The sequence below is a fragment of the Chryseotalea sanaruensis genome (assembly GCF_003990915.1).
In the GTDB taxonomy this organism is placed as follows: domain Bacteria; phylum Bacteroidota; class Bacteroidia; order Cytophagales; family Cyclobacteriaceae; genus Chryseotalea; species Chryseotalea sanaruensis.
This window is the reverse complement of the sequence record NZ_BHXQ01000003.1, coordinates 243067-265259: the sequence shown is the minus strand read 5'-3', so window position 1 is coordinate 265259 and position 22193 is coordinate 243067. Positions and strand designations below refer to the sequence as shown.

The window sequence follows — 22193 nt, the reverse complement described above, 5'->3', positions numbered from 1 at the left end:
CAATTACTTTACCCAAACCTCATCCGTGAAAATATAAGCATCACCTGAAAATGGATAACCCTGATGCCAAGCTGGCAGCTTGCCATAGTTATGTGCAATTACTTTTAAGTAACGGCCTTTTACTTTTGATACCAGTGCGCTAAAGTCTTTTGTCTGCTCTTTATAATCGTCAGCGGCAACCATGTTTTTTACCTCAGCTATTTTTTTAAAAGTTTTACCATCAGTTGAAATGAAGAATTCAACCGAAGTTGGCATTAAAATCCATGCACGGGTGTCTTGTAAAAATCCTGCTCCTACTTCTTTAAGTTTTTGTGATTTTCCCAAGTCAACAATGGCTTCAAAGTCTTGCTTCTGATAACCTTGCCACTCACCTTTGCGCCAGTTTACGTCACCACGTATACCATCAATAATGCCTTCATCTCCACCAGCAGCGTATTGTGCACTATAGGTTGACTTTATCTCGACTTTTCTATTGGATGGCATTTTATAGAAATCAGCCTTTACAACACCGCTCACTACCTTAGACTCATTAACTGCTATGGCTCTTAGAGACGTGGTATTGGTAATTTCAATCGATTTTTGATAGCGCGATGATTGCAGACTGGGTTGTGTTCCATCTACAGTGTAATAAATTTTGGAATCAGGTGAAGCACTGATCTTAACAAGTGTGTTTTCTTTGAAGCTTTTAGAAGTTGCTTCAATAACCGGCAGACTTACCCAATCTTTTATATCCACCTCAGTAGCGGGTATGTCTTGTTTATTTTTTCCAAATAGTGAAGAGGGTTGACTACTCATTTTAAAACTTAGATTACCACCATTCAGCAATTGCTTGTAGCTTATGTAGCTTTTAGTGTAAGCCTGATTGTTGAGACTTACTTGCTGAATGTATTGATCTTGTTCGTTTGTTCTTTGTCTGTCAATAACGAGTGTGGCACCATCTTCAAACTTAATAGTACTTTTATTAAAGAGAGGATAACCAAAAGTAAAATCAGGTTTACCTGGTGTTACCTGGTAAATACCAAGGCTACTCAGTACAAACCAGGCACTCATTTGGCCGCAATCTTCATTACCGGATAATCCGTCCGGTGCGTTGTGATAGAGTTCGGTCAAAATCTGTTTGATGCGTACCTGTGTTTTTTCTGGTTTACCTATATAGTTGTATAAATAGGCCATGTGATGGCTGGGTTCATTGCCATGTGCATATTGACCAATCAAGCCTGTTATGTCTGCCTGATCTCGGCCAGTAGTCTCGCTGCTTTCTGTAAATAATTTATCGAGTTGTGCTTCGAAACGCTCAATGCCTCCCAACATAGCAATGTGCCCGTTGATATCATGTGGTACAAAGAATGAATATTGCCATGAATTAGCTTCGGTAAAATGATTGTTGACTTCTCGTGGTTCAAAAGGAGAGAGCCAACCACCATTTTTACGTGGACGCATCAGTCCTGTTTCCGGATCAAGTGTGTTTTTATAATTGAGCGAACGTTGCAGAAATTGTTTATGTACTTCTTCATTGCCGATTTGTTTTGCGAACTGCGCAATACACCAATCGTCATACGCATACTCTAAGGTTTTAGAAACAGATTCGTGTTCATCGTCAATACTGATTACACCATTGGCCATATAGGCAGGTAAACCTAAATGAGACCATGTTGCACTTTTTACCATAGCCTCTAATGCTAATTTCTTATCGAAGTCAGTTATGCCCTTACTCATTGCATCATTAATAACGCTTACACTGTGGTAGCCAATCATGCAATCCGTTTCATTGCTGGCCAATTCCCATACAGGCAAGCGACCACCTTGTTCGTACATGTTCAGAAATGTGTGTACAAAGCTTCGAGTGCGTTCACGATCAATTATACTAAGGAGTGGGTGTAAAGCACGGAATGTATCCCAAAGAGAAAATACGGAGTAATGCGTATAGCCCTCAGCTTTGTAAATCTTTTTATCCATGCCACGATAGCGGCCATCCACATCACTGGCAACGTTAGGGTGTATCATGACATGGTATAACGCTGAATAAAATTTAATCAGATCATTTTTATTTTCACTTTCCACCAGAATTTTATTCAACTCCATGTTCCAACTGATCTGTGCGTTTTGTCGAACAGTTTTGAAACTCCAGTGTGGTAGTTCTGCTTCCAGGTTTTTTTGCGCTCCATCAGGTCCAACAGGAGAGAGGGCAACTTTAACTAAAATGGGTTTGCCATCACTAATGAAACGGAAGTTAATTTTGGCATTGGGATCTGAAATACTTTTTTCTGTAGTTGATATTCCTTTTTTATTAGTAACTGTAAAGTCTTCAAAGGGTTTAGAGAACTCCATGACAAAGGCAATGTATTGGTCAGTAGCCCAGGCTTTGCTTTTTCTATAACCAACAATGCGGGAGTTACTCTGTACCACTAACAAGGTTTCCATACACAGATCACGGTGCATAAGGTCAAATACAAGATTTGCACTATCCGTTTTGGGAAAAGAATACTGATGCATACCAACGCGGGTGGTACTGGTTAGTTCTACTTTTACTTTATTGTCTAGCAGAACACTGTAATAACCTGCCTCTGCTTTTTCATTTTTGTGACTGAAACCTTGTGCATAGTTTTCAGGAAAATATTTGGCCTTGCCTATTGTGGGCATTAGCATAACATCACCGTAATCGCTTACACCCGTTCCGCTTAAATGTGTGTGCGAGAAACCGTAGATGATGCTATCGGAATAATGGTATCCCGAGCAGCCATCCCAGCTGCCATCAATTCTTGTGTCGGGTGAAAGTTGCACCATGCCGAATGGTGTAGTGGCACCAGGAAAAGTATGTCCATGACCACCAGTGCCAATGTAAGGATTTACATATTGCGCAAGATTTCTTTGTGCGGAAACAGAATAGCTGAGCAATGAAAGTGTGAACAAAATGATGACGGATGATATGTGATAATGCTTAGTGTTCATAAGTATCGTAAAGGCTCTTTAGTTGAAGATGCTTTTTTATTTCTTGCACGGGAGACGATGTAGTAAAATTAACACGAATTGACTTACCAGCACCTAAATCGAAATAGTTTTTGCTGAATTCCACCAATGGATTAGCCATAATTTGTACATTCTTAGCGAGTGCATCACCATTTTTGATAATGATGGTTTTTTTCTTCAGGTTAAGTGACCAAGTGAGTTGAGGTTTCTTTAATTCTAAATCTTTCGGTTCAACAAAGTAAAAATGATTTGTGTCAACAATATTACCTTTAGCATCCGATACATTAGCTATCAGTACCAAATCGGATAGATTGTAGTTTTGTAATAAACTTACACTATCTTTTTGATACACGACCTTCGCAAAGAGTGGTTCAGATTTAATTTTGCTGGTTTCTTCCCATATTTTTTCACCATTTAATTTTAGCAATGATATGGTTAATGAAAGCGCTTCTGAGTGATCAGTGATGAGGTAAACCTTATAATAATGTTCTTCTTTAAGAATTGATGTAATGTTGGATGAGAAGGCGCGCGTTATTGCATAATGGCTTGCTTTAGGAATATTCAGATGATCTATACTGCTCCAGGAAGTAACAGGCCAGCAATCATTCAATTGCCAGTACAAGCTCCCCATGCAGTAGGGCTGATTTCTTCTGTGGGCTTCAATAGCGATTTTCATCCCATCCGCTTGTACTAATTGCGAGACATAACCATAGTCAGTAAATTCTTCAGGTGCTTTGTAAGATTCTCTCAAATAGTGATCAATAGTCTCAAAACCAGTCGGATGCTTTTGATGATGTTTTACAACAGGCGACTGAAGGTTAATATTTTTTTCGTTGGTGATGTTAGTATAAACTTCTTGTGAAGGCATTCCCTGAAATCCATACTCGCTCATGAAGCGCCCGATTTTTTCGTCATAAACGGAGAAAGGTTGCATACCCCACCATACACCCCAGTAATGTATGTCGCCCTCTAACAGACTTTGCTTACGACCCCAGCCATACTTCGGAGAAGATGGCCAGTAGACTGCAGGTTGATCATATTGATTGACTACTTCAGGTAATACTTTTTCAAAGAGCTTCAAATAATCGTTCCAGATTTTTGAAGAGTCGTTTTTACTATATCCCAATTGTTTTTGCCATCCCCAATTGTACCAACCTTCACTTATCTCATTGTTTCCACACCATAAAGCGAGACTTGCATGGTTGCGTAACCTGATAACTTGTTCAGTGGCTTCCTGCCTTACGTTGTCTATGAAATGATCGTCACCAGGATACATAGCACAAGCAAACATAAAATCCTGCCATACTAATATGCCTGCTTCATCGCAAGCTTCATAAAATGCATCATCAGCATAAACACCACCGCCCCAAACGCGCAACATGTTCATATTAGCTGCTTTGGCACGCTCAACAATTTCTTTATACTTTCCTTTCTTAATGCGCGGCAGAAAATTATCCGGGGGAATATAATTGGCACCTTTACTAAAAATTGGTTTTCCGTTCAATTTAAAATAAAAGCTTTTACCCAGACTATCCCGCTCTTGTACCAGTGTTATGGTGCGTAAGCCTACGCGCATTTCCTGATCCTGCCTGGTTTTGGTGGGCAGATTTTCTATTACAATTTTAAGTGTATATAAATTCGGTTCTCCATAACCATTACACCACCATAGTTTAGGATTACTTATGATAATATTGGTTTGAACGATACTGTCCTTACTTACTGCGTGCGTACTGATGCCCAACAACGTATTGTTAACCTTATCAAAAACAGAAATTTTTATTGTTGAAGGTTCACTTATTCGAACCGCAGATTTCAAAAACGCTTTTGCTTCTTTTTCAGTAAGTTCCTGAATCAGAAATTGATGATGATCGATAATAGGGTGGTCACTTTCGATTTCAAGGCTTACAGGTTTCCAGATACCGCAGGTTACAAAGCGCGGTCCCCAATCCCAACCATAATGATAAGCCGCTTTACGTGTAAATACTTTTTCATCACCCGGCAATGTGTAGTTTAGTTTTTTAACTTCAGCTTTCCCAATGCTGGATGCAGGTTGAAAAATTATACGGATTGTATTTTTGCCCGCTTTAATATTTTTAGTGACATCAAATTTCCAGGTACGAAACATGTTGTCTGTGTTACCAATAGGGGAGTCGTTGAGGTAGATAGTGGCATAGGTATCAAGCCCTTCGAAGTTTAGGTACACTTTTTTATGTTTCTTATTAAATGTGTAAATAAACGCTGTCTGGTATTCCCAGCTGAGGGTATCAATCCATTGGAGTGCCATTTCATTTGTTCCAAAGAAAGGATCTTCAATTTTTTTATTGGCTAATAAATCAGTGTGAACAGTTCCCGGCACGGTAGCAGGCAGCCATTCCTGTTTGCCTGTTTGTCTGAATTTCCATTGTTGATCAATACTTACTTTTTCTACTTGGCAGAAGGCACTAATTGTCGGCAGATAACAAAGCAGAATAAGTATGTGTCTCATCTCATTAGGGCTTGCTGTAGCTTAAAAAGTGTTTGGCATAATTAGCTTTTTCTACATCCAGCACTTTCGCATGTTTTTGCAGGCGAAACATAAAAGCATTATAATCTTTTTGGCCGGAGTTTGTCCAGAGTGTTTCTGAAAGAGCGCACATACGTGGCAAAGCCATATACTCTACCTGTTTAAAGTCTGGTATGTATTCTGTCCATAAATTAGCTTGAGCGCCTAGTATATATTGTTGCTCCTCTTGGTTTAGTTCTGCAGGCATAGGGTTGTAAGTATACACAGCCTCCAACGAATTGTAACCGCCAAAGGCGAGTGGTTCTTTATCTTTTTCCTTTACCTGATAATGATCAAAGTAGCAAGGTTGACCGGGTGACATCACCACAGGGTGTTTAAGTCTGGCAGCAGCAATGCCACCTTCTGTACCACGCCAACTCATTACAGATGCATTGGGAGCAAGACCTCCTTCGAGTATTTCATCCCATCCAATAATTTGTCTCCCTTTACTATTCACAAACTTCTCTATACGCGTAATGAAATAGCTTTGCAAATCATGTTCGTCTTTTAAATTTAGCGCATTGATTCTTTGCTGACACTGCTTACATTCCTTCCATCTTGTTTTAGGACATTCATCACCGCCAACGTGAATGTACTTGCCCGGGAATAAGTCAATTACTTCAGCCAAAACATTTTCGAGAAAAGTAAAGGTCTCATCCTTGCCTGCACAAAACACATCATCAAAAACACCCCATGTTATAGCAGATTGGAAAGTGCCATCTGTACATGCCATTTCAGGATAAGCTGACAAAGCAGCCAATGCATGACCTGGCATTTCTATTTCGGGTACTATAGTTATGTGGCGTGCTTTTGCATAGGCGATCACTTCACGAATATCTGCTTGTGTATAAAAACCTCCATACGGAATATTGTCACTTGGAGCTGTTGTTGAATAGGGCCCAATAATTGTTCCGCTACGTTTTGATCCAATGGTGGTAAGCAGCGGATATTTTTTAATTTCAATTCTCCAACCCTGATCATCCGTTAAATGCCAATGGAAAGTGTTGAGTTTATGCAATGTCAGATAATCAAGATACTTCATCACTTCTTCTTTGCTGAAGAAATGCCGACTTACATCTAAGTGCATACCTCTCCATTGGAAAGAGGGTTGATCTTTAATTTGCAGGTATGTTAGTGTTATTGTATTGGATGCTGATTCCTTACTATTTACCATTAACTGATAAAGCGATTGTAAGCCGTAAAATATACCTGCAGGTTTACCGCTGATAACAATTCCCTTTTTCGAGATATCGAGTGTGTAAGCTTCGGCATGGGGTAGCTTGTCATCAAACAAAAGCTGTACAGACTTTTTACGTTTTTTACCTGTCTTTAAAGTAAAACCAAAAGCCTTGTTTATTTGTGTATTAAAAATTGATATTTCATTACTGAATAAATTATCCTGATCGACTATTGTGAAATCCTGGTTAAAAATAAGGTTACCTTCTTGTACAACAACTGAAGCAGGTTGAGGAATGATGTTAATGTTTTGCTGAGCTAAAGCCGCTATTACTAAACAAAGTAACGAGGCTAACAATGCAATCTTTTTCATACGAAAATAATTTTAAGGGTAAGGGACAAAAAACCAACCACTATCATTCATTTTGCCAGACAAGTGAAGCAGCGCCTAATATAGCCGCATCGCTTTCATTGAGTGTTGAAGTAAGTAATTTTACTTTTCCACGATAAAGGTTATGTAAATTCGCTTCAAAATATTTCTCTGTTGGCTTCATTAACAAATCCCCAGCTCTTACTAACCCACCAAAAAGAATAATAGCTTCCGGGCTGGTGTAGGCTACTGCATTGGCTAACGCAAGCCCTAAGCGCTTTCCTGTTAATTCAAAAGCCTGTAATGCAAGTTCATTTCCTAGGCTAGCTAGCTGATAAACCTTACGAGCAGTTAATGAAGATTCTTCACCACTTAACTCCTGATATGTTTTAACAATACCGGTAGCAGAACAATACGTTTCCAAACAACCTTTACGCCCACAGCCGCAAGCCCTTCCTTCGTTCTCTACAATTACGTGTCCTAATTCTCCTGCAAATCCGTCATGACCATATACCAATTGACCATGTACTACTAAACCACTGCCAAGGCCTGTGCCAAGTGTGATTAAAATAAAATCATTGAAAGGTTTAGCTGCACCATATAATTTTTCACCAAGCGCGGCCGCATTAGCATCATTCGTTACAATACTATTTACCTGAAGTGCTTGTTTAAAAAGTGCGGCAACAGGCACAATGCCTTTCCAGACTAAATTGGGAGCATATTCAATTGAGCCGGAATAATAATTACCGTTAGGTGCACCAATACCACAACCGATTAAGTAAGCGGAACTGATTTGCTGAACAGCAGTTTTTATTACTTTAGCAGCATGTGATACAAGCAAGGTGAAATCATCAAATTGTTTCGTTGAGAAACTGTCTTTCCAGATGATCTCGCCTTGCTTATTTACAAGCCCAAGGGCAACATTAGTGCCTCCAATATCAATGCCCGCTACCAGTGCTTGTTGTTGCATCGTAGTCTATTCCTTGCGATTTTAAAATGCCACTGACTTTCCATGCATAGTATGCGAGGTAAGCAAAACAGGCTACACCTACCAGATAACTCCACTGAATGCCTAGTAAATAATCAGACACTACCCCTTGTAACAAACTAATTACACCACCTCCCATAATCATCATAATTAAAAAGCTTGAGCCTTCGTTAGTGTGTTTACCCAAACCAGCTACCGCTAATGTGAAGATACATGGCCATAATGTGCTACAGAACAAGCCCACGCTTATAAATGCATAAACACTTACCATACCATCAGTCAACATACCAACAAATAATGCTGTTATACCCATTAGTGAAAATATAAGTAATTGGGTTGCCGGATTGCCCTTGCTCATGTAATCACCCACAATCATAACCAGGATAACCAATGCATAAACATAGAATGGCGTAATGTCATGATTTGCTATTTTAATAACGCCCAGGAAGAAGGCAAAAGCTACATAAGGCATGATAAAACGTAGTGCTTTCTTAAAACCATCACCAATGTTAAAGGCACCTACCGATCCGGTTAAACGACCAATCATTAAGCTTGCCCAATACAAAGAAACGAAAGGTGCGATTCGATCAGTTGGTGTCTTAAGATATTGCTGCATAAACTCAGGAAGATTACTTGCTGTGGCTACTTCAACACCTACATATAAAAAGATCGCGATCATACCCATCCATAGTTGAGGGTATTTTAAAGCACTCGACTTCTCGGCTGCTACAGGAATGTCTCCGGTTTTTATATCATCCGTTACTGCATGAATTTTATTGGGGATATTCGAAAATTTGAAGATAACAGCGACTATAATAAACGCTGCTCCCAAAATGAGGTAAGGGGTTTTTACACTTTCAACACTGGCAACTGAAGCAACACCAGTTGTTGATAAACTACCGAATATGGCAAAGCTTACAATGAGTGGGCCAATTGTTGTACCCATATTATTAATACCACCAGCCAGACTTAGTCGCTGTGATCCTTTTTTAGGATCGCCCATAACAATAGCCAGAGGGTTAGCCGCTGTTTGTTGTAAGGAGAATCCCAGACCAACCACAAAAAGTCCGGTAATCATTAAATTAAAAGAAGCCGATTCCGCAGCTGGGTAAAACAAGAGTGTGCCTAAAGCAGATATGATCAGACCGATGGCAATACCATTTCTATAACCGATGCGGTTAAGAATATCACCACCAGAGGCTTTGGAAGCAAAGAAGTAGATAATAGAACCTACAGTATAAGCAACATAAAAAGCAAACGAGATCATTTGAGATTGCCATTGCTCAAGGTTTAATTTCTCTTTAAAAACCGGAATCAGAATGTCATTACTGGCCGCTACAAAGCCCCAGAAGAAGAATACTGAAATTAGCGTGAGGAGTGCTACGTTGGTCGATTTATTTGAAGACATGAATTAACAGGGTTTAGAGCCTGTAATATATCTAAATAAGTTTGAGAAATAAGGAGGATTTTCAGGAATGGTCTGTTCTATTGCTGAACATATTTAGAACGAATGTCCCTACGTCATAGTCGCTAGGTTAAAATGTTTACTGTTCCACTTTCTGGAGATCGAGAAGATGAGTTTTGAAGACGTAATCCATAGACTCTATACCCAAATTAAAAGGCACGAACGAGCGATAGGTAAACAGGTAAACCAATTGTTATATTTAGTGGGAACGTAATGGCAAGTGCCATCGGAAAATAAATGCCTGGATTTGCTTTTGGCGCTGCAATCTTCATGGCGGCAGGCACAGCGATGTAAGAAGCGCTGGCTGCAAGGACTGCAAGAATGAACCTGTCGGCATCTTGATTGGTTACAAAACTGCTGATGGCTGCAACAATGGCTCCATTCAATAGAGGTATTACAATAGCAAAAACTGTGAGGAAACGCCCACTTTTTAAAAAGTCGCTTAGTTTCTTGCCGCTCACAATACCCATGTCAAGTAAGAAGATCGCTAAAAATCCTTTGAATAAATCTGTTGTGAAGGGTTTAATCCCTTCGGCTTGCTGATCGTTTGCTAGCAAGCCAATGACTAAACTACCCAAGATTAACAGTACGCTACCATTGGTAAGAGAGTGTTTGAGTATGCTGCGCATTTTGGGAGTCTGTTGATTCTTTTCACTGCATAACCGTATCAGCATTACACCTATGACAATGGCTGGTGCCTCCATTAGGGCCATCACGGCAACCATGTGTCCACTTGATTTTAGATTTTGAGTTTCAAGGAAGGAGAGTGCAGTAACGAAAGTAACTGCACTGACCGAACCATAGGCAGCAGCAATTGCCCCAGCATTTTCTGTACTTAATCTTTTCTTTAAAATTAGAAAAGTATAAAGCGGAATCAGACATGCAATGGCTATTCCAAAAAGAATGGACCAGACTATACCAATAGAAAAATTGCTATGCGCTAATTCCTGGCCACCCCTGAATCCTATTGAAAATAAAAGATAGAGAGAAATGAATTTAGAGGAGTTGGGCGGTATCTCAAGATCGCTCTTTAGTCTTACAGCAAGGATGCCTAAAACGAAGAAAAGTAAGGCGGGATTTGTTAGGTTGTCAATGAGCAGCTTATAGTCTATCATGCTTCCTATTAAAAAGATTTAATTTATGCCACCTGTACTAAATTAGCTCGATGGTGATAGGGCAATTAATTTTTATATCGAGGTTGTTTTTCTCTGCATGAAGTAGTACTTTTTTCAGTACCTCAATGGTATCCAGGAGTTCATTCATCCTGATTTCAGATGGTGTGGTATTGCCACCCGAGTGTTCTTGTATTCTGTGAATTTGTCTACAATGAAAATTTACTTTGTTATTAAGCATTTCCAGCAGAATTCTTTTTGCGTCTTCTGCTTTAAAAGTGCCATGAATAAGTTTGAATTCGTGGATTTTGGAACCACGTTGCTGATCGATGGATGATAAAAGTTCTTCAATGTTCATAAGCGTCTATTTTAGTTTGACGCTGCAAAACTGAGAATCTTTAAACATATATTTTTATATATATTTGTAATGATTAGTATAAAGAATATTTATGAATTATACACTTCATCAGCTTCAGGTTTTTCTAAAGGTTACGCAAGTGAAAAGCGTTACCAAAGCGGCACAAGAACTACACCTAACGCAGCCAGCAGTTTCTATTCAATTAAAAAACTTTCAAGACCAGTTTGACGTGCCTTTAACTGAAGTGGTGGGCAGAAAGCTTTATGTGACTGATTTTGGTGGTGAGATTGCAAAAGCAGCAGAAGATATCTTAGATAAAGTGAATGCCATTAATTTTAAGACTGTGGCTTTTAAAGGTCAGTTGAGTGGGAGATTGAAAATATCTGTCGTGTCCACAGGTAAATATGTAATGCCCTATTTTCTTACTGATTTTTTAAAAGCAAATCCCGCAGTAGAATTATTGTTGGATGTAACCAATAAAAGTAAGGTAATTGATGACCTTGAAAAAAACACGGTCGACTTCTCGTTGGTTTCAGTTCTTCCCCAACATTTGCAAATAGAAAGAATTGAGCTTTTGCAGAATAAACTTTTCATGGTAGGGAATAGTGAACAGAAATTTAAAAGTAAAGTTTACGATAAAAAGATTTTTGAGTTGTTGCCACTTATTTATAGGGAAGAAGGTTCGGGCACGCGTTATGTTATGGAAAAATTTATTCAACGGAATAATCTACCTGTGAGAAAGAAGATGGAGTTGACCAGTAACGAGGCCGTGAAGCAAGCCGTATTGGCCGGGCTCGGGTATTCAATTATGCCATTGATTGGTATAAAGAACGAACTACAAAATGGTGATTTGCAAATCATTCCAGTGAAAGGGTTTCCAATTAAATCTATATGGAATTTAATTTGGATTAAGGGCAAAAACTTTTCTCCTGTTGCCAAAGCTTTGTTGACGCATTTAAAAGCAGAAAAGACTCGAATAGCGAAAGAGCAGTTTGAATGGTATGAGGCTTATTAGTTTGTTTTATGAAATGTAAGCTACATTAAAGATGCATTCTTATTTGGTCTAGCACCAGCGAGATATCTTCTAGCTCCTCATTTTTAAATCTAATCACTTTATACCCCAGTTCATGAAGTACTATATCGCGTGCTTCATCGTACCTGCGCTGATCTGGAAGTTCATGAATGCCACCATCTAACTCAATAATGAGTTTCTTTTCTGCACAGTGGAAGTCAGCTATATATGAATAGCGTTTTGTTCCTTCAACTTTATAAACAATAGGATATTGTCGTGTAAACTTCTTACCCCCTAATTTTCTATTCCTGATGAAATACCAAAGTTTAGCTTCTGCTTTAGTTTGATTTTTTCTTAGGGACCGGGCCAGCGAGGTAATACTCAAGCGTTGAAAGTATAATTTTCAACACACTTTTGAAATTCTTTAGTTTAATTATTACCCAAAAGCTTTAGTTGATCATTTGGATATAATCAATCTTTATTTCATTTAAGCTTTTATCATACGAATTTGACCTATGTACAATATTTCTACTCACCCCTGCCCCTCTCTACTTGTAGAGAGGGGCAGGGGTGAGTCAGCACTACAACCTACTCAAACTTTCTTCAATTGCTTTGATCTTCGCTTCTGCATCTGCCTTCTTCTTCCTTTCGTTATCCACAATTTCTGGTTTGGCACTGCCTACAAATTTTTCATTAGCCAGTTTCTTCTCAATCGAGTTCAAAAATCCTTTTTGATACTCAAGATCTTTTAACAAAGTATCTTTCTCTTTGGCTGCGTCAATTTTGCCTTCCATCGGAATGAAGAACTCCATTGATCTAATTACAAAAGAACTTGAGTTGCTTACACTTGCAGCTGTCATCTCAACTGCATTCAAATTTGCCAGCTTTTTAACGATTGGTAAAAATACATCCAGCTTTTCTGAACCATTGTTTTTAACGTGTAACGCCAGCGCTTGTTTAGGCGACATACCTTTGGCATTGCGCATGTTGCGTATTTCTGCAATCACTTCAAAAGCAAGATTAGCTTCAGCTAAAATACCTGGATCAAAAGATTTTACCTTTGGCCATTCTGCCACAATGATATAATTGTCGCTAGTACGCTCACGTAATTCCTGCCATAATTCTTCTGTAATAAACGGCATGAAAGGATGTAATGCCTTTAGCAATGTTTCAAAGTACTGAACTGTTTTTTCATAGCTGGTCTTGTCAATAGGTTTACCAAATTCAGGTTTTACCATTTCTAAATACCATGCACAGAAATCATCCCAGATTAGTTTGTAGATGCACATCAAGGCATCGGACATTCTGAACTTACTGAAGTGATCATTCAGTTCTGTCAATGATGCGTGCAGCTTTGATTCAAACCATTCAATGGCTACTAAATTTTCCTTTGGTGTGGGTGTATCAGTCACTTCCCATCCTTTTACCAGGCGGAAGGCATTCCATATTTTGTTAGAGAAGTTTCTGCCTTGCTCTACTAATTTCTCATCATATAATAAATCATTTCCTGCCGGTGATGAAAAGAGCATACCTGTACGAACTGCATCAGCACCGAAGTTGGCAATTAAATCTAAAGGGTCTGGTGAGTTGCCTAATGACTTGGACATCTTGCGACCTTGTTTATCGCGAACTATACCGGTCAGGTACACATTCTTGAAAGGCATTTCGTTGCGGTACTCATAACCGGCAATGATCATACGTGCTACCCAGAAGAATAAAATTTCTGGTGCCGTTACTAAATCATTGGTAGGATAGAAGTAATTCAAATCTGCATTACCCTTGTTACCATCTTTAAAAACAGAAGCATCGAATACAGCAATCGGCCAGAGCCAGCTGCTGAACCAGGTGTCCATCACATCTTCGTCCTGACGAACAATTTCAAATTTTAAATTTTGAATTTTGAATTTTTCTTTTGCTTCAGCCTCAGTCTTTGCAACCACTATTTCTCCATCTTCATTATACCAGGCCGGTATGCGATGCCCCCACCAAAGCTGACGTGAAATACACCAGTCGCGAACGTTGGCCATCCAATGATGGTAAGTATTTTTGAATTTTGGTGGGATCAACTGAATATCATCATTCATCACATGCTCAAGCGCTGGCTTGGTGATGGTATCCATTTTCAGAAACCACTGTAATGATAAACGCGGTTCAATAACAGCATCTGTTCTTTCGGAGAAACCTACACTGCTTTTATAATCCTCAACTTTTGCCAGGTGTCCTTTCTCCTCTAATTCTTTAGCAATCTTCTTACGCGCAATGAAACGGTCTTCCCCTATGTAAAGCTGTGCCTTTTCATTTAGTGTCCCGTCATCATTTAAAATATCAATCACTTCTAGCTTGTGCTTCTGACCAAGCTGGTAGTCATTCATATCGTGGGCAGGCGTTACTTTCAAACAGCCTGTTCCAAAATCCATGGTCACGTAATCATCCTCAATAATCGGAATGCTTTTGTTGATTAAAGGGATGATGGCACGCTTACCCTTTAGATGCGAGTATCTTTCATCTTTCGGATTAATACAAATAGCACTATCCGCCATGATGGTTTCCGGGCGTACAGTAGCGATGGTTACAAATTCATTACTGCCTTCTATTTTATACTGGATGTAATAAAGTTTTGACTGAACATCCTTGTGGTTTACTTCATCATCAGCCAAAGCAGTTTTTCCGAGTGGATCCCAGTTTACCATACGAAGCCCGCGGTAGATATAACCTTTTTTATGCAGGTCGATGAATACATCAATTACAGCTTCATAATAATCTTCATCCATGGTAAACTTAGTACGGTCCCAATCGCAGGAAGCACCAAGTTTTTTTAATTGCTCAAGGATGATACCACCATATTTCTCTTTCCATTCCCATGCATATTTTAAAAACTCTTCTCTGGTCAGGTCAGACTTTTTAATACCACGCTCCCTCAGCATAGCTACAACCTTCGCCTCCGTTGCAATCGAGGCATGATCCGTTCCTGCTACCCAAAGCGCTTCTTTTCCATCCATGCGTGCCTTGCGGATTAGCACATCCTGAATGGTGTTATTCAGCATGTGTCCCATGTGGAGCACACCTGTAACATTTGGAGGCGGAATAACTATAGTATAAGGCTCTTTGTCCGGATTAGGCTTGGCTTTAAAGAAACCGCGCTCTAACCACAGCTGATACCACTTATTTTCAACTTCTGACGGATTGTATTTTGTAGATAAGGACATGCTAAAACGATAAATAAAGGGCAAAAATACAGAAAAATGCCCGAAAGGAGGATTTTTAAGCGTGAACAAAATCCAAAAGCATGAGCATCTTCGTAAGTTGATTCATTAACCCCAAAAAACAGCTAAAAACATGGAAGCAACTATTTCAAAACAAGGTGAACAGGACGAAATTCAGTGGAAACAACTCTGGAGCCTCGCAGCACTTTATGGTTCAGTAGTAATCGGATGGATTGCCTATCAACGCTACCAACCTAAACTACTTGTACAATTTGAATTTACGGATTTCACCTTTCTACTTATTGCTGTTCAGGGTATTATCCTAACCATTACACCCATGATTGCCGGTCGTATTGGCGATAGGTACCGTTTTGAACGTGGCAACAGATTGCCCATTATTAGTGCGGGGATCTCATTTGCAGCCATGATTTTTATGGCAGTTGCTTTTACTTTATTAGGTAACCCAGGCGAGATATTTAAGTGGATTTTGCCTGTGCTAATTGTATTATGGTTGATGGCGATGAGTATTTTTACAAGCCCTGCGCTTTCTACCATTGAGTCATTTATGCCGGTTGAAAAATTACCAAGAGCAATGGCAATTCTAACCATTGTGGGTAATCTATTGTATGCATTAGAACCTGTTATTGTTGATATCATTGATTTCTTGGGCGCACCTGCAACTTTTATAACGGGCGGTGTAGTGGTATTTGTTTCTGGTTATGCGCTTAAGAAAAATGCAGCCGCTTCTCTTTTGAAATCTGACAATAAAGATGCTGTTGCAAATAAGATTGATTCTCAACCTTCGCAATATGGTTTTATACTGTTAATGGGTATTGCCCTTGGTGTTGCTACATCATGTCTGTTCAATGTTTTTCCTTCAATTATGGATGCAAAACTGGCCGATGTATTAAAGGGTAACAATGGAGGTATTATTTCAGTTGGTATTTTGATCATATCAGCACTGTTATCATTGCCTTTTAGTACGCTTGTGACCAACTATGGTTTGATGCGTTCTTTCTGGATCAGCTTTATATTGGTATTACTAAGTCTGGCAGGTATTTTATTCTTGCAATCACCTTTAGCAGTGCTATTGATGACAGCCATTTTCGCCATAGGCTTCACAGCACTTTCTGTTAGCTCATTGCCACTCGCTATTGGTAAAGCTAACTACTATCAAAAAGTATTTTGTGTGGGTGTATTCTTTGCCGGGGTAGAAGGTGTAGAAGCGATTATGGATATTTTTCAAGGATTATAAAAAGTTGTGGCTCTCCTCGGTCAGTGTCCTCACAGACTGAAACGGCATGATTAAAATTTGTAAAGAGTCTAAATTCTTTTGTCCTCCGTTATCTATCTTGGGGAAATGGTAAGGAGGATAAAAACAATCCAATGTTTACGGGTTGGTTGAATGGCCGAGCAGCTTTTTAGTTGCCGGCCATTCTTATTCTCCAGTCAGCCGGATATAAATTATTAAGTCGATTATCTAAAACATTCGCCCAGCCTAAAGTGAAGTTTTCATATTGAATTAATGAAAAGCCTTTAGTGAGCCCTTCTTGCCAGAAAACATCTTTTCGTAAGTAAGCAATCGCTTCTTCGTAACTCGCTTCAACATGTGGAAAATTTTCTTTGTTCAATACTGTACTCATAGCGAGTGCATGATCTGGAATAAGTTTGTCATGTTTAAGTGTGCCCATTGTAGTGCCTGCTGAAACTGTCTTTAAATTCGAACAAACAAAGGTAATAGCTTCTTCCTGCTCTGAGGGAATAGTCAATAAAAATTCTCTGAACTGTGTAAGCTTTACTTCACTAGTGTTAAGCCACTGTTGATAACGCACTGCTGCATTAGGCACTTTCGTGAAAACAGTTTTTCCTCCACGCATACGTCCACTTGACTGGGTTTCTTTTTTTCGAAGTATAGCGATGTAAAAACCTTCTCCCTTTACTTTATCAGGAAAACACTGATAGCCATGGTCAAGTGCTTGGACGCCCCAGTTTGGATTGATGTCGAGCGGCAAGATTTCTGCATTAAGTTCTTGCGCAAATCGTTCAATGTTTTTGTTGTTTTCTTCGGGATTATAAGTGCAGGTACAATAAATCAAAATACCATTTTCCTTCAGAGCAGGCCATACATCATGAACAATACGCTGCTGTCGCATAGCACATAGGTTGGCATTTTCGACTGACCATTCTTTCATAGCTTCCGCATCTTTACGAAATAAACCTTCGCCTGAACACGGAGCATCAACTACCATCAGATCAAAAAAACCTTTCAGCTTTTCAAAATCTTCCGGATCATTATTGGTAACAACGACATTGGCATGACCCCACTTGGTAATATTCTCTGCTAAAATATTTGCTCTGCTGCGAATCACCTCATTGCTTACCAACAAACTATTTGTTGAAAGTAAACTGAGCAGGTGAGTTGATTTACCACCGGGTGCTGCACATAAATCAAGAGCACGTATGTTTTCTTTGTTATCGAAGTATTGAAGGATAGCCTGTTCGAGTAGCATAGAGCTCGCCTCCTGTACATAATAGGTGCCTGCATGAAAGGCTGGGTCTAATGTGAAACTGGGGCGCTCATTTAGATAGAAGCCATGTTTTGTCCATGGCACGGATTGAATATCGGGTGAAGCCTGCTGTTTAAATAAAGCATTGTGGTTTTTTGTTTTCGCAGGATTCAGGCGTATGCTCACTGGAGAAGCCTCACCATGGATAGCTGAGAAAGCTTGCCAGTCATGACCGCGTTGTGAGCGTAGTCTTTCTTCAAATTCATGCGGAAACAAAAAACGTTGCATGAGACAAAGTTAAACCACTATTTAGATTGTGCCTATTCTTATTCAACTCACATTTATTTCCGAAGCACTGTCCCCCGTCTGTGAGGCGGGGGTAGGGGGTGGTGGTAGTTGTTAAGGTTCTGATATTTGTTTGGGTAAGCAGACCTCCCCCTGCCCCCTCCAAAGGAGGGGGACAATGCGCATAAAAGAAATTTGTCCATAGAAATTATAATTCAGAGTATAACAATGTTAATAAAGAGATGGCAATATCTCAGCGAATCTTGGCGTCCTTTGCGTTTATATTGTGTTTAAACACATTACTAATACAATCTGCACAAATGCCCAATAAACATTAACTTGCCATCATGATTGACGCAAACCATCCTGCTCTTAAAAGCTGGGTAGAAGTGCCGAAAGGCTCTGACTTCCCTATACAAAACCTTCCCTTTGGTATTTTTAAAACAAAGTATTTATCAGCCGTGGCTGGTGTAGCTATTGGCAATCATGTGCTGGACCTGGTTTACCTCCATGAAAATGGCTATCTTGATGGGCTGGGCTTACCATCAGGCATTTTTAATCAAAAATATTTGAATGATTTTTTTGCGCTTGGTAGAAAAATGATTTCGACAGTGCGTAACCGCGTTTCGGAATTATTAAGACACGACAGTGATGAACTGAATGCAGCTGTGCGCGAAATAGCCCTGGTGCCCATGAATGAAGTGCAGATGTTAATGCCAGTACGCATTGGCAACTATACCGATTTTTATAGCAGCGAGGAGCATGCCACCAATGTAGGGTCTATGTTCCGCGATCCTAAAAATGCCTTATTACCAAACTGGAAACATCTACCCGTGGGCTATCATGGACGCGCTTCGTCTATCGTTGTTTCAGGTACTGATCTGCACAGACCAAAAGGCCAGGTAAAACCAGTAGACGCAGAGTTGCCAGTATACTGTCCTTCGCATAAGGTTGACTTTGAATTGGAAGTGGCTTTCATTACCTGTACTGAAACAAAATTAGGTTCATCAATTTCTACCAAACAGGCAGAAGAGCATATAGCAGGATTAGTCTTGTTTAACGATTGGTCTGCGCGCGACATTCAGCAATGGGAGTATGTGCCGCTTGGTCCTTTTCTGGCCAAAAATTTTGGTTCAACGATGTCACCTTGGGTGGTAACACTGGATGCCTTAGAACCCTTCCGTGTAAAAGGCCCTGATCAGTTACCTGAAGTATTGCCTTATTTATCATACGATGGCCCACGCAACTTTGATATTCAATTGGATGTTTTCTTGCAAACCGAAAAATCCGAGGCAACTACCATCAGTAGATCAAACTTTAAATATATGTACTGGAATATGTGCCAGCAGTTGGCGCACCACACCGTAAATGGTTGCAACATTCAGGTTGGCGATGTGTACGCTTCAGGAACTATCAGTGGACCATCACCAGGCTCTTATGGTTCTATGTTAGAGCTAACGTGGAATGGTCAAAAGCCATTACAAATGCCAGATGGTAGCGAGCGTAAATTTATTGAAGATGGAGATACAGTATTGATTAAGGGTTTTGCAGAGAAAGATGGTGTACGCATTGGTTTTGGTGAATGTAAAGGGAAAATACTTCAAGCAATATAGGGTTGTTGGTTGTTAGTTCTTTGTTGTTCGAACTGACCACCACCAACCACCAACGATCAACTACCAACAAAAAAATGATAATAGATCCTAAAGAAGTTACCGTAGGCAAAATGCACAGCTACTTACTGGGTGCTATTGCTCCACGTCCAATAGCTTTTGCAAGCACTATAGATAAAGAAGGAAATGTAAATTTGAGTCCTTTTAGTTTCTTCAATTGTTTTGGTGCCAATCCACCCATCATTATTTTTTCTCCGGCACGCAGAGGTAGAGATAATACCACTAAACACACATATGAGAATGTATTAGAAGTACCAGAAGTAGTTATCAATATTGTTAATTATGATTTGGTACAGCAGATGTCGTTGGCAAGTACGGAGTATAAAAAAGGAGTTAATGAATTTATAAAGGCTGGATTAACACCAGTTGCATCATCTAAGGTAAAACCTCCAAGAGTAGGAGAGGCACCGGTTGCTTTTGAGTGTAAAGTACTACAGGTAATTCCTACAGGGCTCGATGGTGGAGCCGGTAATCTTGTGATCTGTGAAGTGATACTGGCGCACATTAAAGATGAAATATTGGATACAGAAGGTAAAATTGATCCATTTAAATTAGATGCAGTAGCCCGCATGGGGGGAGATTGGTATTGTCGTGCCAATGGTGAGGCATTATTCACCGTACTCAAACCACTCGAAAAAATTGGAATTGGGATAGATCAAATACCAGAGGTTATTAGAAAAAGCACAGTGCTTACGGGTAATGATTTGGGCATGTTGGCAAATGTTGAATCCTGCAATAATCAAGCAGAATATTCAAATGACTTGGCAAAGCATCGAGCTGCCCAATTACTTTTAAAAGATAAAAAAATTGGCGAAGCCTGGGAAGCACTAAAAGAGTAGTGAGAATACTTTAAGTGAAATTACTATTACTGGCTTAACGTATAAATTTATACTTCATTCTCATTTCTACTTACTTGTGTAAGATGTCTATAAATTAAAAGAGGGTATCAAATCGATACCCTCTTTTAATTTTATATATCACTAAATGATTAAGGTGTTGGTAAAGCATTACCAATGAAATCATTTGGGTTACACAATGGAATCTTAGCTCCCCACTTGCTATTAATAGCTTGAATGAAAACATTGGCTATGTAAGCAGAACCTCTTGGATTTGGATGCACACCATCTAAAGAGAATGCACCAAATGGAGGAGTTATGCTGGCAGTTAATGATGATCCACTAATGGTTACAATACCAGCTCTCACATCACGAAGTGCTTTGTTAGCATCAATTAAAACCAATCGTTCTGCGTTAGCCTGAACAACATTCGCAATAGTTGTATTAAAACCATCAATTGAGTTTTGAACCTCTGTCTGTTCTGAAGGGATTAACACCCAGTTGTCAGCTAAAGGTATGGATACACCATTTACCAGTAAAGGATTACCGCCAACTGTTGTACCAATAAAAGAAGCTGCAGGTAGAACGATTAAATCGCCTACAACCTCAGTTGTGGTCAATTTTGCTTGTCTCGCAAAGCGATAAGGCTCTAAACTGGCTCTTTGTTCAGGGGTCATTTGACTTGCACCCACTAGCATATCCCAAAGAGGGCCTAGATCTCTTGCTGTTTCATCATTAAGAATTACGCGATTACCGGCACCAGCAGAAAATACAATCTTTCTGCCATCCATTTCGGCAGCTGGAATATTAAATGGGGCACCTTTAAATGCATCAAGGGTTGCATTGAAGCCACCAAAATTTGAGTTAAGTGCTGTTGCATTAGCAGCAGGAAGTGTTACCGGATTCACAGGTATTGTTGTGAAGTATGGTATACTAGTTACGTTGGGAATGTTTGCAACGGCACCTTTTGCATCAGCCTTAGCAGTTAACATGGTATTAATAGCAGCTGTAAAAGCAGCGGTAAATACCGGTTGACTGGTTAGTATGCTTGGATTGGACGCGCCACCCGTTGCATAACCCAATACATCGTTGTTACCTAACCAAAAAGTGAAGAAAGTACCACCATTTGCCAAAGATGCTGCGGCATCACCTACAAGTGTTGAGGTTCCTGCGTTAGAAGCAATCCTTGCATAGTAAGGACTGAAAAAAGGATTAGCAGTCGAGGGTCCGCCTAATAAAGGTGTTTGCGCAGTTTGAATAGTAACGCCTGGAACCCCCCAGTTATTTAAATCAGTTTTAGAACCAGTGTATGGGGCAAAAACAGCACCACCATCACCAGTAGTAGGAGCAGGAGCAGCAGCGCCTGTCGTTAAATTCAATTTTAGTACTAACCTGCCTTGTGTACAGCCGCCAGCAGGATTGAAACATCCATTAGCTGATGTTACAGTGGGCTGGGTAAAACTGCCACCACCAAGTAGAGCAGCCTGACTTGCCAAAATGGAAGGGAAGGAGTTTGCCTGGCTTGTTGCATAAAGTGCTCCATCCATGTAACCAGCAGTTAGTGAGTTACCAACTGAAACCATTTTAGTAAAATCAGCACTTCCTGTTGTTGGCTCAGTTGATTCTGGGAAGTCGTAAGTACAGGATGCTACAAATAATGTGGCAAATCCGAATATCAATAATTTATTTCTCATAATATTTT

15 protein-coding genes are annotated in these 22193 nt (G+C 39.7%); 4 read left to right on the top strand and 11 right to left on the bottom strand.

Annotated elements, in window-relative coordinates:
* Nucleotides 1-3 precede the first annotated feature (3 nt).
* The 7 genes from SanaruYs_RS09125 to SanaruYs_RS09095 all read right to left on the bottom strand — a co-directional run bounded on the left by SanaruYs_RS09125 (nt 4) and on the right by SanaruYs_RS09095 (nt 10978).
* Nucleotides 4-2949, bottom strand: coding sequence for a GH92 family glycosyl hydrolase (locus SanaruYs_RS09125; RefSeq protein ID WP_127122246.1), 2946 nt, complete (start codon nt 2947-2949; stop codon nt 4-6).
* Nucleotides 2939-5452: a beta-mannosidase gene (locus SanaruYs_RS09120; RefSeq protein ID WP_127122245.1), complete on the bottom strand. Its 2514-nt coding sequence runs from the start codon at nt 5450-5452 to the stop codon at nt 2939-2941. The genes SanaruYs_RS09125 and SanaruYs_RS09120 overlap by 11 nt, the downstream gene beginning before the upstream one ends.
* Before the next feature lie 4 nt (nt 5453-5456).
* Complete coding sequence (locus SanaruYs_RS09115) at nt 5457-7058, bottom strand: beta-N-acetylhexosaminidase (protein ID WP_127122244.1); 1602 nt, start codon at nt 7056-7058, stop codon at nt 5457-5459.
* Nucleotides 7059-7101: 43 nt separating this feature from the next.
* Entirely contained in the window at nt 7102-8025 is a 924-nt protein-coding gene (locus SanaruYs_RS09110) for an ROK family protein (protein WP_127122243.1), read from the bottom strand.
* The gene (locus tag SanaruYs_RS09105) at nt 7994-9451 is read right to left on the bottom strand and encodes an MFS transporter (RefSeq protein WP_127122242.1); all 1458 of its coding nucleotides are present in this window, start codon (nt 9449-9451) and stop codon (nt 7994-7996) included. The genes SanaruYs_RS09110 and SanaruYs_RS09105 overlap by 32 nt, the downstream gene beginning before the upstream one ends.
* Before the next feature lie 206 nt (nt 9452-9657).
* Entirely contained in the window at nt 9658-10620 is a 963-nt protein-coding gene (locus SanaruYs_RS09100) for a sodium-dependent bicarbonate transport family permease (RefSeq protein WP_127122564.1), read from the bottom strand.
* 40 nt (nt 10621-10660) lie between these two features.
* Nucleotides 10661-10978, bottom strand: a complete 318-nt coding sequence (locus tag SanaruYs_RS09095) for a hypothetical protein (RefSeq protein WP_127122241.1) — start codon at nt 10976-10978, stop codon at nt 10661-10663.
* Nucleotides 10979-11069: 91 nt separating this feature from the next.
* On the opposite strand from SanaruYs_RS09095, the gene SanaruYs_RS09090 reads away from it, so the two are divergent.
* Nucleotides 11070-11993, top strand: coding sequence for a LysR family transcriptional regulator (locus tag SanaruYs_RS09090; protein WP_127122240.1), 924 nt, complete (start codon nt 11070-11072; stop codon nt 11991-11993).
* A 25-nt stretch (nt 11994-12018) separates the two neighbouring features.
* Here the strand turns inward: SanaruYs_RS09090 and SanaruYs_RS09085 are convergent, their stop codons facing one another.
* Entirely contained in the window at nt 12019-12375 is a 357-nt protein-coding gene (locus SanaruYs_RS09085) for an endonuclease domain-containing protein (RefSeq protein WP_127122239.1), read from the bottom strand.
* 196 nt (nt 12376-12571) lie between these two features.
* On the bottom strand, nt 12572-15196 hold the full coding sequence (locus SanaruYs_RS09080; protein ID WP_127122238.1) for a valine--tRNA ligase: 2625 nt from the start codon (nt 15194-15196) through the stop codon (nt 12572-12574).
* Nucleotides 15197-15326: 130 nt separating this feature from the next.
* On the opposite strand from SanaruYs_RS09080, the gene SanaruYs_RS09075 reads away from it, so the two are divergent.
* Complete coding sequence (locus tag SanaruYs_RS09075) at nt 15327-16448, top strand: MFS transporter (protein ID WP_127122237.1); 1122 nt, start codon at nt 15327-15329, stop codon at nt 16446-16448.
* A 166-nt stretch (nt 16449-16614) separates the two neighbouring features.
* Here SanaruYs_RS09075 and SanaruYs_RS09070 read toward each other — a convergent pair whose 3' ends face one another.
* A complete protein-coding gene (locus SanaruYs_RS09070; protein WP_127122236.1) occupies nt 16615-17988 on the bottom strand; it encodes a methyltransferase RsmF C-terminal domain-like protein in 1374 nt (457 codons plus the stop codon).
* Nucleotides 17989-18332: 344 nt separating this feature from the next.
* On the opposite strand from SanaruYs_RS09070, the gene fahA reads away from it, so the two are divergent.
* Together fahA and SanaruYs_RS09060 are read left to right on the top strand one after the other, a co-directional pair.
* Complete coding sequence (gene fahA / locus SanaruYs_RS09065) at nt 18333-19598, top strand: fumarylacetoacetase (protein WP_127122235.1); 1266 nt, start codon at nt 18333-18335, stop codon at nt 19596-19598.
* A 74-nt stretch (nt 19599-19672) separates the two neighbouring features.
* Nucleotides 19673-20494 carry a flavin reductase family protein gene (locus SanaruYs_RS09060; protein WP_127122234.1) on the top strand — a complete coding sequence of 274 codons (822 nt, stop codon included), beginning with the start codon at nt 19673-19675 and terminating at the stop codon, nt 20492-20494.
* Between the two features lie 149 nt (nt 20495-20643).
* Here SanaruYs_RS09060 and SanaruYs_RS09055 read toward each other — a convergent pair whose 3' ends face one another.
* Nucleotides 20644-22185: an SGNH/GDSL hydrolase family protein gene (locus SanaruYs_RS09055; protein ID WP_127122233.1), complete on the bottom strand. Its 1542-nt coding sequence runs from the start codon at nt 22183-22185 to the stop codon at nt 20644-20646.
* Nucleotides 22186-22193 lie beyond the last annotated feature (8 nt).

Bases quoted from the DNA above. Each gene is read 5' to 3' on its own strand.
- SanaruYs_RS09125 (WP_127122246.1), bottom strand. From the start codon at position 2,949: ATGAACACTAAGCATTATCACATATCATCCGTCATCATTTTGTTCACA.
- SanaruYs_RS09120 (WP_127122245.1), bottom strand. From the start codon at position 5,452: ATGAGACACATACTTATTCTGCTTTGTTATCTGCCGACAATTAGTGCC.
- SanaruYs_RS09115 (WP_127122244.1), bottom strand. From the start codon at position 7,058: ATGAAAAAGATTGCATTGTTAGCCTCGTTACTTTGTTTAGTAATAGCG.
- SanaruYs_RS09110 (WP_127122243.1), bottom strand. From the start codon at position 8,025: ATGCAACAACAAGCACTGGTAGCGGGCATTGATATTGGAGGCACTAAT.
- SanaruYs_RS09105 (WP_127122242.1), bottom strand. From the start codon at position 9,451: ATGTCTTCAAATAAATCGACCAACGTAGCACTCCTCACGCTAATTTCA.
- SanaruYs_RS09095 (WP_127122241.1), bottom strand. From the start codon at position 10,978: ATGAACATTGAAGAACTTTTATCATCCATCGATCAGCAACGTGGTTCC.
- SanaruYs_RS09090 (WP_127122240.1), top strand. From the start codon at position 11,070: ATGAATTATACACTTCATCAGCTTCAGGTTTTTCTAAAGGTTACGCAA.
- SanaruYs_RS09080 (WP_127122238.1), bottom strand. From the start codon at position 15,196: ATGTCCTTATCTACAAAATACAATCCGTCAGAAGTTGAAAATAAGTGG.
- SanaruYs_RS09075 (WP_127122237.1), top strand. From the start codon at position 15,327: ATGGAAGCAACTATTTCAAAACAAGGTGAACAGGACGAAATTCAGTGG.
- SanaruYs_RS09070 (WP_127122236.1), bottom strand. From the start codon at position 17,988: ATGCAACGTTTTTTGTTTCCGCATGAATTTGAAGAAAGACTACGCTCA.
- fahA (WP_127122235.1), top strand. From the start codon at position 18,333: ATGATTGACGCAAACCATCCTGCTCTTAAAAGCTGGGTAGAAGTGCCG.
- SanaruYs_RS09060 (WP_127122234.1), top strand. From the start codon at position 19,673: ATGATAATAGATCCTAAAGAAGTTACCGTAGGCAAAATGCACAGCTAC.
- SanaruYs_RS09055 (WP_127122233.1), bottom strand. From the start codon at position 22,185: ATGAGAAATAAATTATTGATATTCGGATTTGCCACATTATTTGTAGCA.